The 12,208-nt window shown below is 47.2% G+C and carries 11 protein-coding genes; 7 read left to right on the top strand and 4 right to left on the bottom strand.

Annotated elements, in window-relative coordinates:
* Positions 1–93: 93 nt before the first annotated feature.
* Entirely contained in the window at positions 94–783 is a 690-nt protein-coding gene (gene ung / locus CWC46_RS08780) for a uracil-DNA glycosylase (protein ID WP_037381954.1), read from the bottom strand.
* 367 nt (positions 784–1,150) lie between these two features.
* On the opposite strand from ung, the gene grcA reads away from it, so the two are divergent.
* The gene (gene grcA / locus CWC46_RS08775; protein WP_021016960.1) at positions 1,151–1,534 is read left to right on the top strand and encodes an autonomous glycyl radical cofactor GrcA; all 384 of its coding nucleotides are present in this window, start codon (positions 1,151–1,153) and stop codon (positions 1,532–1,534) included.
* Positions 1,535–1,706: 172 nt separating this feature from the next.
* Here the strand turns inward: grcA and CWC46_RS08770 are convergent, their stop codons facing one another.
* Complete coding sequence (locus CWC46_RS08770) at positions 1,707–2,864, bottom strand: Gfo/Idh/MocA family protein (protein ID WP_021016961.1); 1,158 nt, start codon at positions 2,862–2,864, stop codon at positions 1,707–1,709.
* A gap of 354 nt (positions 2,865–3,218) precedes the next feature.
* Here CWC46_RS08770 and CWC46_RS08765 point away from each other — a divergent pair, with 354 nt between their 5' ends.
* Together CWC46_RS08765 and CWC46_RS08760 are read left to right on the top strand one after the other, a co-directional pair.
* Positions 3,219–4,079, top strand: a complete 861-nt coding sequence (locus CWC46_RS08765; RefSeq protein WP_021016962.1) for a glucosamine kinase nucleotide-binding domain-containing protein — start codon at positions 3,219–3,221, stop codon at positions 4,077–4,079.
* 57 nt (positions 4,080–4,136) lie between these two features.
* Positions 4,137–5,255, top strand: coding sequence for an ROK family transcriptional regulator (locus CWC46_RS08760; RefSeq protein WP_021016963.1), 1,119 nt, complete (start codon positions 4,137–4,139; stop codon positions 5,253–5,255).
* Positions 5,256–5,303: 48 nt separating this feature from the next.
* Here the strand turns inward: CWC46_RS08760 and CWC46_RS08755 are convergent, their stop codons facing one another.
* Both CWC46_RS08755 and CWC46_RS08750 read right to left on the bottom strand, forming a co-directional pair.
* On the bottom strand, positions 5,304–6,389 hold the full coding sequence (locus CWC46_RS08755) for an ABC transporter ATP-binding protein (protein WP_021016964.1): 1,086 nt from the start codon (positions 6,387–6,389) through the stop codon (positions 5,304–5,306).
* 11 nt (positions 6,390–6,400) lie between these two features.
* Entirely contained in the window at positions 6,401–7,003 is a 603-nt protein-coding gene (locus tag CWC46_RS08750; RefSeq protein WP_021016965.1) for a GNAT family N-acetyltransferase, read from the bottom strand.
* Between the two features lie 597 nt (positions 7,004–7,600).
* Between CWC46_RS08750 and CWC46_RS08745 the strand changes: the two genes are divergently transcribed.
* The 4 genes from CWC46_RS08745 (at position 7,601) to CWC46_RS08730 (ending at position 12,183) form a co-directional block, all read left to right on the top strand.
* Complete coding sequence (locus CWC46_RS08745; RefSeq protein WP_037382260.1) at positions 7,601–8,929, top strand: extracellular solute-binding protein; 1,329 nt, start codon at positions 7,601–7,603, stop codon at positions 8,927–8,929.
* A gap of 106 nt (positions 8,930–9,035) precedes the next feature.
* Complete coding sequence (locus tag CWC46_RS08740) at positions 9,036–9,908, top strand: carbohydrate ABC transporter permease (protein WP_021016967.1); 873 nt, start codon at positions 9,036–9,038, stop codon at positions 9,906–9,908.
* The gene (locus CWC46_RS08735; RefSeq protein ID WP_021016968.1) at positions 9,908–10,723 is read left to right on the top strand and encodes a carbohydrate ABC transporter permease; all 816 of its coding nucleotides are present in this window, start codon (positions 9,908–9,910) and stop codon (positions 10,721–10,723) included. The genes CWC46_RS08740 and CWC46_RS08735 overlap by 1 nt, the downstream gene beginning before the upstream one ends.
* Before the next feature lie 182 nt (positions 10,724–10,905).
* The gene (locus CWC46_RS08730; protein ID WP_021016969.1) at positions 10,906–12,183 is read left to right on the top strand and encodes a DUF445 domain-containing protein; all 1,278 of its coding nucleotides are present in this window, start codon (positions 10,906–10,908) and stop codon (positions 12,181–12,183) included.
* Positions 12,184–12,208: the final 25 nt, after the last annotated feature.

The raw sequence follows: 12,208 nt of genomic DNA, 5'->3' as shown, positions 1-12,208 counted from the left end.
ATTCCTTGTTTTATCTCTCTTGTTCATTAAATTATCTGTCTGCCACCACGACACTTCTATCAGAATGCCCTCGTTACCCGAAGGCAGTATCAATCATTCCTGATTTTCAGACAGACTCGGCATCCAGTCTATGGGCGTAATGCCTTGTTGCTCAAGAAATTGATTGGCTTGCGAAAAATGTCGACACCCCAGGAAGCCACGATGAGCAGAAAGTGGCGACGGGTGAGGCGCTTTCAAAACATGATGACGCTGGCAATCAATCATATTGCCCTTCTTTTGCGCATGAGATCCCCATAGCAAAAACACCACCCCTTCCCGATGGGCATTTAATACTTCAATCACCTTATCGGTAAATGTTTCCCATCCCAGATTGGCATGGGAGTGCGCTTTACCCGCTTCAACCGTTAAAACAGTATTAAGGAGCAACACACCCTGTTGTGCCCAGCTTTGCAGAAACCCATGTGTCGGTATTTTAAATCCGGGCATGTCATTCGCCAGTTCTTTATAGATGTTCATCAATGAAGGTGGCGCAGGCACTCCAGGACGGACCGAGAATGACAGTCCATGCGCCTGATGAGGTCCATGATAGGGATCTTGCCCCAGGATAACGACCTTGACCTGATTAAATTCGGTAAAACGAAATGCGTTGAAAACATCTTTTTGCGGCGGATAAATCACCTTGCCAGTAGCGCGTTCCTGACTAACGAATTTGAGCGTATTAATAAAATAAGGTTGTTGTTTCTCTTGGGCCAGCACATCGTGCCAGGTAAAGGAGCTTTCCATCATGCATCCGTTATCCAATCAGTGAATCCTGATTATGTAGCTTACCGGTCAATCACTGTCAGGTAAAACCATAACCGACATATTGGTGGCTATCGACCACACGCTTGAAAAATAATTGAAAATTTACAAATTTTTTTGCATTTACCAAAAGAGACTAAAATTGATATAAAACAAATAATTACTCATAGCTGTGACCGCAGCGCTCTTTGAAAATTGATTTATATCAAAGTGACACAGTAAATTGGCTGGTATACAGGAAGACAGATTCAGTCAATTTTACTTTATCGTTAAAAACAAACCGCTGGTTTGTTACTGACTGCCCGCATTTTTATTTTAGATAATATAACGCCGCTTTACGGAGGCAATTATGGTTACTGGTATTCAAATCACCAAAGCAAACAACAATACCCTGGTTAATTCTTTCTGGCTGTTGGATGAAGAGAAGTCCCAGGCTCGCTGTGTATGTGCAAAATCCGGCTATAGCGAAGACCAAATCGTGACAGTCAGTGAGCTGGGCCAGTTTGAATATCGCGAAATTCCGTTAGATATCAAACCAACAGTTCGCGTTGAAGGCGGCCAGCATCTGAATGTGAATGTTCTGCGCCGTGAAACGCTGGAAGATGCGGTCAAACATCCAGAAAAATATCCACAGCTAACCATCCGTGTATCTGGCTATGCTGTACGTTTTAATTCACTGACACCAGAACAACAGCGCGACGTTATTACTCGTACTTTCACAGAAAGCCTGTAATAACCGTATTGGTATTATTGATGACAAGGGAGCGGATATACGCTCCCTTAAATTTAATGCCAGATTGCGTTTAATCCCCTGGATACCCAGTCATACCGTAGTATTGAGAGATGCGCCTTTAACATCTAACACTGCCACTTATGACCGATTAACGCCGGTAGGCAATGAACGCTTAACAGAGCTCACGACCTAATGCCCGATCAAAACGTTGCCAACATTCAGTTAGATCGATAACGGTACGCTGTTTTCTCGCCTCATCAATTTTAATCGCCGTTAACCCGGCTTCCAGCGCATCAACGACAGACACTTTCAATGGACTGCCAGTTTTCAAATGCTTGACAATCTCCTCGACCATTAATGCATCCGCACCATAATGACCATCATACGCATTACCTTCATATTCGGTAGAAACCAGCTTGTCCCCCGTACGGGCATCATGTACACGAAAATAGTTACGGACAAAATCGCCCTCCGCCATACCATTGGATCCTATTACGCAGAAACGACGAAATTCATCCGGTACGTTCAGATTGGCATGGAAGGCTAACGTGGCACCACCTGCATATTCGATAATAGCTGTCTGATAATCCACAATATCCGCATCACTGTTAAATACCGCATCGGTGCTGGACCAGCCACTGGGTTTGATGTGATACACCTCGGAATCAGTGGTGATTTTTCCCCGTGGCTCATGCTGCGGAGTAAAGGATTTCCGCCCGCCGAAGCTGGCAACCCGAACAGGTCGCTCACCGACCAAACCCTGATAAAGATCGATATCGTGGCAGCATTTTTCCAGAATGTAAGGGCCAGCATATTTCTCATAGCGACGCCAGTCGCGCATGAAGAAAGCACCGTGATAAGGCTTGATATGCTCGGTGGCCTCAATGGAAGTGATTTCACCCAGTTGGTTGTCTTGTTTCGCTTTGAGCAAATCGATATACAAGGGCGAATAACGTAATACCAACCCGACTATGATGTTATCAGCCCCATACTCTTTAACCAGTTCAGCCAACGCCATGCTTTGTGCTTCGTCGATGACTACCGGTTTTTCGGTAAAGACGCGCACGCCAGCAGCCAGCCCCGCCCGGATATGCTCAAGATGCATATAATTTGGCGAGCCGACCATCAGCAAATCAAAGCCACCAGCCCGCAATAGTGCATCAAAAGAGTCGAAAGCGTAACCGGCATCGATATTGAACGCTTTCAGATTCGGTAACCCTGCCGGTGCAGGATCAAAATATCCGGTAATGCTGAAATCCGGATCAACTTTACTGAACTCGTTAACCACATTTGACATGCGAAAACCGAGTCCGACAATGCCTACTTTCATGTTATGTCCCCTGCCCGTCTCTGAAAGAGATGCTTTGCGAAATGGTGTAATGATGTACGGCCCTGACCAGGCTTACATTGCTCTGACAATCATCAAGAACTTATTACGATAGCAAAACTAATGTCAATAAATGAAGCTCAAGTTAAAATGAAATAATTTATTATCATTATGTTTTTAATGATTTTTTATAAATTTATTTTTTCTTAATTTTTTTATCATTGCGATTTATGTTTTTTTACCCTATCTTTTTTGCTCTATACCGGTCACACCATTCATTGGAGTGAAAAGCCACAGGTTTAGGCTGTTACTTGATGGTGTTAAAAGCCGGTGATTCAGAGCCAGAAGGAGGCAAGGTTGCAACCAGATTACTTCGTGGGTGTGGATGGCGGTGGTACACGATGCCGTGCGCGACTGACCGACAAGAAAGGCACCATTCTGGCTGAAGCGTGCCTCGGCGCCGCTAATCTATTTTCAGATTTTAACGGTGCGCTGTCTACGGCGATGTCTGCCGTTGAACAGACGTTTTATAATGCCGGACTGCCACTTTCCGCATTATCTGATACCGTGGCCGGTTTTGGCTTTGCCGGGGCGAATATCACTGAACTTCGCCATCGCGTCACACAGTCAGTACTGCCTTTTGCAGCAGTTCACGTCGCATCGGATGTTGAGATTGCCTGTCTTGGTGCACATTCTGGTTCTCCGGGTGCCGTGCTCATTGTCGGGACAGGAAGTCAGGGGGCCGCATTCGACGGGCATCACTTTCATGCTATCGGTGGCTGGGGATTTAACCTTGGTGATCAGGGGTCTGGGGCCATTCTTGGTCGCAGTGCATTGCGCTCAGCACTACTGGCGCACGACAACATTCTCACACATACCCCACTCACGCGCTCGCTGATGGCGCACTTTTCTGACTCACCAGAAACACTGCTCAACTGGTCACTGTCCGCCAGGCCAGCAGACTGGGGGCGTTTTGCTCCTGAGATTTTCCAGGCCGCACAGGCATCAGACCCACAAGGGCTCACTCTGGTTAGTCAATTAGCCGAAGATATTGATTTAATGCTGAATTGGTTACTCAAGGCGTGTCAGGGTGACGTGGCATTAATGGGTGGTATCGCTAAACCGATATTACCCTATTTGCCCACAGTGACGCGTGAACGTCTGGTTAGCGCCAAAGCGGACGCTTTACAAGGCGCGTTGCGTCTGGCGACACAATAATCGACAATAATTGCAGCAATTTCTCTGTCATGAAACCATAAGATGATTCAAAACCCTATGATTGTTCCGAATGTTTCAGCGCGTATTCTGCGCCTTATTATTGAAAATTCTCCGATCAGCCAGTCGGACTTGAAAGTACGCAGCGGCCTGAGCATGTCCACCATTTCTCAGGCGGCGAACAGACTATTAAGCAAAGGAATTATTCATGAACTCGGGCTTCGACGGGAATCCATGGGCAGACCCAAAATCCTGTTGGGTCTGAATCCCGATCATGCCACTGTCGTTGGTATTCAGCTTAATGCGGAACGCAATCTGATCGTTATGACGGATCTGAATGGCAAACTGATTGGTGAACAGCTGATCCCAACCGGGGCATTAACCCCCAAACAGTTAAGTGATGCGCTGACCAAGTTCCTCAAGACTGTGGATGCCGCAAAAGTCAGCGCTATCGGTGTAGCACTCTCAGGTATCGTTGACCCAGCAAACGGCTACTGTGTACGTTCTAAAGCACTAGACTGGACCAATGTACCTATTGCCAACATGCTGGAAGAGCGCTTTAACATTCCGGTCTATATCGAAAATGATGCTAATGCTATGGCACTGGCGACCCTCGTATTTGGTCAGTTGGGCAGTGCGCAATCAGCAATTATCGCCACCTTCGGTAAAGGTATTGGTGCAGGTATTATCCTGGAGCGCCAGTTGTATCGCGGACGTCACGGTAACGCGGGGGAAATAGGCATGGCGCTGATTGGTGACGGGACGGCAGGAAATCTTGAAGACATTGCCTCGTCGCGCGCGATATTGAATGCCATTGCACACCAGACACCCACAGGCGAAACACCGCCGAAGAACTTACTCGAAGTTGATCAACGACCATCCCCCCACATGCTGGATGTCCTGGCTAATGCCGGGCACCACATTGGTGTATCATTGGCGAATCTGTCGATAGCCCTGGATCCGGATGTGGTTTATCTAGCGATGGAGCCACAAATGGCATCACGGATATTACTGGAACGCGTCACGATGAGTTTCCAGGCGTACCGCCTGAAGCTCACGCCACAATTGACGCCCTTGATGTTCCTGACCGAGTCAAACCGTATGTGGGCATTGGGTGCCGCTGGTTTTGCGGTTAACAAACTCATTGATATTCTGGCGGCAAATGCCGATGGAGAATAAACGGTTCCCCCTCTCGACCGATTGAAAGGGGAAAAATCAGCATCATATTTAGCGAACACGCTCACCGCTGTCGGCAAAAAGCAGGCACTGACTGGCGTTGATCCCCAGTGATACGCTGTCGCCGGTTTCATAGCGTTTGGCTTCTCGTTGCTCAATAACCAGCGTGTTCTCCACACCAATATCCAGATACAGATAGTTGGTATGACCCAATCGCTCAGCAAATGTCAGCGATGCCGTAAACTGACAATCGGCGCCCATCGGCTCGACAAAATGTTCAGGCCGGACACCCAACCACACATGCTGTCCTTCTTGCAGAGTATGGCTGAGTGGTAATAACAGATTATCAATGTTCAACTCCGGTAACCGTAATCCGACATGGCTCTCATGATTCGAGGCGACAATCGCTTTGATGAAATTGATTTTTGGCGAGCCAATGAATCCCGCCACAAACATATTATCCGGATCGTGATAGAGCGTTAACGGTGAGCCTACCTGCTCTATTTTCCCTAGTCGCAACACCACAATCCTGTCAGCCAGCGTCATCGCTTCCAACTGATCGTGCGTAACATAAATCATGGTATTACCCAACGACTCATGGAGTTTGGCAATCTCAATACGCATCTGTAAACGCAGTTCAGCATCAAGATTCGACAAAGGTTCGTCGAATAAAAAAATACGCGGCTGGCGAATAATCGCCCTGCCAATGGCCACTCGCTGGCGTTGCCCGCCAGATAAGGCTCTTGGCAGCCTGTCCAGTAACTCTGTCAAATGCAATTTTTCCGCCGTGGCTTCTACTTGTTGTCTCACCTCGGATTTGGGCCGCCCGGCGACTTCCAGCGGATAGCTCAAGTTACCGCGCACCGTCATATTCGGGTACAAGGCGTAAGACTGAAATACCATCGCGATGCCGCGTTCCGTTGCTGGTTGATGGGTCATATCGACACCATCAACGCTGAGTTTACCGGCGGTTATCTCTTCAAGACCGGCAATCATACGTAACAAAGTGGACTTGCCGCAGCCAGAAGGCCCGACGAAAACGATGAACTCACCGCTTTGAATTTCAAGATCGATACCATGAATAACATGGACGTTATCATAAGATTTTTTGATAGAGTTGAGCGCTACATTCGCCATAATCTTTCCGCTTACAAGGTGAGTCCCATATAAAGGGCATTGCTGCGAAACAGCATCCGAAAGCCCATCTTCTCGTAAAAAGCACAAACCTGTTCATTTCTTAGGCTTACGCCCAGATGCACACCGGCCACCCCCTGGGCTCGCAATGCATCAAGTTCAGTTTCTACCATTTTTCGCCCCTGCCCGCTTTTCTGTGCAGAGGGTAGAATATTGATATGCAAATGTGCAGGATAGGCATCAGTGAGTTGCGGTGAAGCACGTTCAGGCTGGCGGATAAACGCCAGAATATTTTCATCCAAAGGTTTCGTCGCCAGGCGGTCACGGTATTTCTCCTGCAACAGAGGCCACCATTCGGCCTCAAGCCGTTGCTCAAAATGAACGGTATGGCGCGCCGCGACCACATAGCCCAACGGTTGAGCATCCTCACAGAGTACAAAAGCCAGTTCAGGCTCAAAAACGGCATAAGGCACTGAGAAACGTAATCCTGGATATTGGGGATCACTGTAAAACGCAGTGGCATCCTGTCCGGCATCTGCTGTTTTAAGACAAATGTCATAGAGTGCATCCCAATCATTTTCCTTGGCGTGCCGTATCACTAGAGAAGATGAGACCATCGTAAACTCCCGTCCAATATGAGCAAAAATACGAATTTCTAAACTAAAGAATGATGACTTAGTTTGCAATATATAATAACTCCAACAATTCACATTTTTTTAACTTGGTATCAGATCACACTCCTGAATAAAATAAAAACGAATTATTTTTCCTCACTCTTTATGAGAAAAACCGTACCAGGCCCGTTATCCCCTCCTTGAACCATTGATGTGTCAGATTTAACATCCTTTTCAGAAATAAGATTTTCATATTTAAAAACATACAGTTGATTAAAACAAGGTTATTAAAGAGAATAGTTATCTGGTTACAAGGGCCGATAGACCACATCCTGATGACATAGCTCACCAAACTGGTATTTAACACTGAGAATTAAGTTAAAAACAGCGATTCGATGCAAAAATTAACATTATCAGTATAGCAAATAAGCTATTTGACTTTATTTTGTATATAAAGTAAGTATTGAATGGTGGATGGGTAGTGTTCAAACATTCACCTCTTTGCAAAGCAAAGGATACGCTTTTGCCATCAGAAAAAGGGATACTAACCCTGTGTTGGAGGAAAGATACACCATGTCTACAACCACGCTCGTTTTGAACATGTCACGCCCGCCACGGAACAAACATCTGCTACACCTGGTTTTCTCGTTACTGGCTGTCAGCTTATCCAGTGCAATCACTATCGGCAGCGCACAAGCAGAAAACATCGCCGTTTGGGACATCTACAACTATCCGGCACAAACGGCGGTTATTGATCAAGCCATTAAAAACTTTGAGGCACAAAACCCAGGAGCGAAAATCACCCGATCTGTGCATGCTTTTGAAGATACACGCATTCCATTGAAACTGGCGCTCTCCTCAGGGGATGGCCCTCAGGTCGCACAGGTCAACCAGGGCGGCGGCGATATGGGTGCGCTGGTCAAAGAAAAATTGCTGTTCCCAATGGATGACTATGCCAAACAGTATGGGTGGGACACACGCTTCCCAAGTGCCATTCTCAAACGCAACCGCTGGTCTGACACACAGGATTTTGGCAGCGGTAAACTTTACGGCGTCGCCAGTCTGGGCGAAATGGTCGGTCTTTATTATAACAAAGCGCTGCTGGACAAAGCCGGCATACCGGTGCCCAAAGATATGACAGAGCTGGAAGCTGCCATGGCCAAACTCAAGGCACAAGGCACGGTTCCCATGATGCTTGGTCTACTGGCTGGATCAGTGGGTCCACAATTGCTGTCTACGCTCTGGGAAGACCAGATTGAGAGCTCGGATCGTAAGACACTGGACAATTTGATCTATGACGTAGGCGGCACATTTAAAGATGCAAAACTCGAAAGAGCTGCACAGATGATGCAGGACTGGAACAAAAAAGGTTATTTCTTTCCCGGCTATGAGGGTATAGCGAGCGATGATGCTGCATCGTTGTTTCGTAACAACCAGGCGGCATTTTTCATCAGTGGCACCTGGTATATGGGGCAATTTAAAACCAATAAAAATATTCACTTCGCGGCGTTACCGCCTTTCGATGGGGTGAAAGCACCGTTGATGGTAGGCGGAACGGATCTCCCATTTTCCATTACCGTCACTGCAAAAACCAAGGCGCAGAGAGATATCGCTGCAAAATACATTAACTATATTGTGTCAGATACGGTCGCCAACGCCTGGTTAAACGCCGGGTTCCTTCCTGCATCGACAAACAAGGATGCAAAAATACCTACCAATAATCCGCTATTGGCAGATGTCTATCACGTGTGGGTCAACGTCAATGCCAATAATGGTTTAGGCCATTACGTCGACTGGGCTACACCAACAATGGGTGATGCGCTCAAGGCTAATGTACAGCTCTTGCTGGCCAACCGCCTGACACCGAAACAGCTGACCGAAAAACTTGACAGTAATTACCAGCAGTATCTCAAGTCAGTCAAACATTAATAACGTGCCAGATAACCTGCTGCACCGAATAGATTTCACCTTTTTCATTGAAATAGTGCGCCATCGTGCGCACTCAGAGTGAATGCTGAAATGAGGCGATTTTTTAATGCTTAATAAGTCCAGGATGCGAAATCTGCTGTTCATTTTGCCCTCAATGACGCTCTATACCGTGTTTCTTTTACTGCCGCTGGTTTTCTCGTTATGGGCAAGCTTTACAGCATGGGATGGAACCTCATGGCCAATATTTGTCGGGCTACAGAATTTTGCGCATATGTTTGCAGACGCTACCTTCTGGATATCCATCAGCAATAACGCCCTGTTGCTCCTGTTTTACACTTTGTTTCCGATCATCGTTGGTCTGATACTCTGTAGTTTTCTCAACGATACGCGTAGTGGCGTGGAACGCAGTCTGCTACGTATTCTTTTCTTCCTGCCATACATCATGCCCATGGCCGTGCTCGGTGTCGTGTGGCGTTGGCTCTATAATCCCGCCTTCGGCCCTATCGATCAGATCTTGCGGGCCATGGGTCAATCCTGGCTGGCCTTATCCTGGTTAGGTGATTTTGACTGGGCACTCCCTGCGGTAGGACTGGTTGCCACCTGGTATTTCTTCGGCTTTTGTTTGGTGCTCTTTATGGCTGGTCTGCAACGCATGGATCCTTCTTTGCTGGAAGCGGCTGAGTTGGATGGTTCCAGCAGACGCCAGAAGTTCATGCGCATCACGTTGCCGGCGCTTCGTCCAGAAATTCGTGTCGCTACTCTTCTTACGGTGATTGCAGGAATCAAAGCCTTTGATCTGGTGTATGTAATGACCCATGGCGGCCCGGGCACATCAACGCTGGTGACCAATATATACATGTATCAGCAAGGCTTCGACCTGCATCATTTTGGTTACGCTTCCGCTGTGGCCATCATCGGTATGGTGATGGTGTTTATTCTTAATGGATTGATTCATTTGGTTCTCAGGGAGCGTCACTGATGCATAAGACATCACGTTTTTCACGTGTAGTGATTTGGATTGTCGCGATAATGACCATCCTGCCGTTTTTGCTGGCCTTGATTACCTCATTCAAAACCCAAAGCGAGCTGTTTCAGGGTGTATTTACGCTGCCAGGCAGTTTTCACATTGCCAATTATCTCTCCGCCTGGCGTGAGGGCCATTTTGAAGTGTATTTCCTTAACTCGGTTCTGGTGGTCTTCCCCGTGATTATCATCAGCGTGCTGGCAGGCATCTTGTCAGGCTTTGCTTTTGCATTCTTACGTCTGCCGGGTAAAAAATTGCTAGGGTTCCTGCTATCACTTGGCATGGTACTGCCCACTGAAGCCTTTATTATTCCGCTCTACCATGAACTGCACTGGATGGGACTAACCAACACTTATCTGGCGTTAATCCTGCCACAGGTGGCGCTGTCTATTCCTTTCAGCACATTGATGGTAGCAACCGCCTTTCAGCAAGTACCTAAAGAACTGATTGAGGCGGCGGTGATGGATGGTGCCAAACGACAAAAAATATTGTGGGGTATTCTGGTCCCCGCCATTTGGCCGACGCTTTCCACTCTTTCTCTGCTGCTCTTTATCTGGACATGGAATGAATTCTTGATCCCACTGATTCTGGTTAACGAAGAAGAATTACGAACGTTGCCTATCGGTATGATGTTTTTCCAGAATAAAAATACCTTAAACATTCCGGAACTGATGGCGGGTGCAATGATCGCGATTCTGCCCATCGTCGCCATCTTCCTTATTTTTCAGCGTAAGTTTATCAGTGGTGTAACGGAAGGTGCGGTGAAATAGGACGGAGTGGCAGGCCAGGGGAGCAAACTCAACAAACACCACTACCATGATGCCGCCAACAGCGATAACGCGTTTCAAACATCATTTTCATCATGTTGTTGGGTTGAGCAAAATTGTCTTAACCATTTGACTGAAAGCTAAAAAACCTGACATAACAAGTTAGTGATCGCTAAACTGCTCTCATGGATAAAGAAAAAGATCTCCTCAAAAGCAAACGTAACGCGCTGCTGTTTTTACTGACCGCTGCGGCACTATTTATTACGACATTGTTTCTCCAGCCTGATGTCTGGATTCTGGGATTGAAAGCCATTGCAGAGGCAGCTATGGTCGGCGCACTAGCTGACTGGTTTGCTGTCGTGGCCCTTTTTCGTCGTGTTCCTCTGCCTTTTATTGGCAGACATACCGCGATTATTCCCAGAAATAAAGATCGTATTGCTGATAATCTAGCCGTATTCGTGCGGGAAAAATTCCTTGACCCCGCCTCCCTTACCGAACTTATCCGTCAGCATAATCCCGCACAAGTCATAGCCGACTGGCTTTCGCCAAAGAATGCAAAACGGCTCAGCCGCTATTTACTGCATATGATGGGTGCATTCCTCAACATCACCGATGATGTGCGTATTCAGTCATTTATCCGGCAGGCAGTTTCTGCCCTACTGGATAAGCTGGATCTGTCGAAAACCATGTCCGCCATGCTGGAGAATATGACCAAAGACGGCCGCCATCAGGAATTGCTTGATGCGGCAGTTTTGCAATTGATGAAATTATTGAAGCAACCTGCCACCCGTGACGTTATCTCACGACAGATCGTGATTTGGTTAAGGAAAGAACATCCGGTTAAATCCCGAGTTCTGCCGACTGAATGGTTAGGTGAAAATGGCGCAGAGATGGTATCGAATGCCGTTACCGCTGTGCTGGATGATATTGGCGAAGACCGTGATCATGCTTTTCGTAAAAGTTTCGACCGCGCGGTTGAGAAATTTATCGTTCGACTCAAAAGCGATACCGCGACAGCCTCCAAAGCTGAGGAAATCAAACATTATCTGATGAGCGATCCGACGCTGAACAACTACATTGCGCAACTATGGACAGACCTGCGCGACTGGCTCAAACAAGACATGACGGGTGGCAACTCTCTGCTGCGTGAACGGTTGAATGAATCAGCTCTTTGGTTGGGCAAAACACTGTCTCAGGATGAGGCGTTACGCGCCTCATTGAATCACCACCTGGAACAGGCGGCAAACAAAATGGCACCGGATTTTGCTGAGTTCCTGACGCTACACATCAGTAATACCGTAAAGGGTTGGGATGCAAAAGAGATGTCGCACCAAGTTGAATTAAATATTGGTAAAGACCTACAGTTTATCCGCATCAACGGGACCATTGTCGGCGCGACCATAGGCCTGGGTCTCTATCTACTCTCCCAAATACCGAGGGTCATTCATCTCTATTTCTCATAAGCCATGGATATGCGGTTTTTTCACA

Source organism: Prodigiosinella confusarubida (genome assembly GCF_002847015.1).
GTDB lineage: Bacteria > Pseudomonadota > Gammaproteobacteria > Enterobacterales > Enterobacteriaceae > Prodigiosinella > Prodigiosinella aquatilis.
Note: the sequence above shows the minus strand (reverse complement) of the source record. Positions and strands in the feature narration are given on the sequence as shown.

Coding starts and splice junctions, on each gene's coding strand:
- ung (WP_037381954.1), bottom strand. CDS start 783: ATGGAAAGCTCCTTTACCTGGCACGATGTGCTGGCCCAAGAGAAACAA.
- grcA (WP_021016960.1), top strand. CDS start 1,151: ATGGTTACTGGTATTCAAATCACCAAAGCAAACAACAATACCCTGGTT.
- CWC46_RS08770 (WP_021016961.1), bottom strand. CDS start 2,864: ATGAAAGTAGGCATTGTCGGACTCGGTTTTCGCATGTCAAATGTGGTT.
- CWC46_RS08760 (WP_021016963.1), top strand. CDS start 4,137: ATGATTGTTCCGAATGTTTCAGCGCGTATTCTGCGCCTTATTATTGAA.
- CWC46_RS08755 (WP_021016964.1), bottom strand. CDS start 6,389: ATGGCGAATGTAGCGCTCAACTCTATCAAAAAATCTTATGATAACGTC.
- CWC46_RS08750 (WP_021016965.1), bottom strand. CDS start 7,003: ATGGTCTCATCTTCTCTAGTGATACGGCACGCCAAGGAAAATGATTGG.
- CWC46_RS08745 (WP_037382260.1), top strand. CDS start 7,601: ATGTCACGCCCGCCACGGAACAAACATCTGCTACACCTGGTTTTCTCG.
- CWC46_RS08740 (WP_021016967.1), top strand. CDS start 9,036: ATGCTTAATAAGTCCAGGATGCGAAATCTGCTGTTCATTTTGCCCTCA.
- CWC46_RS08735 (WP_021016968.1), top strand. CDS start 9,908: ATGCATAAGACATCACGTTTTTCACGTGTAGTGATTTGGATTGTCGCG.
- CWC46_RS08730 (WP_021016969.1), top strand. CDS start 10,906: ATGGATAAAGAAAAAGATCTCCTCAAAAGCAAACGTAACGCGCTGCTG.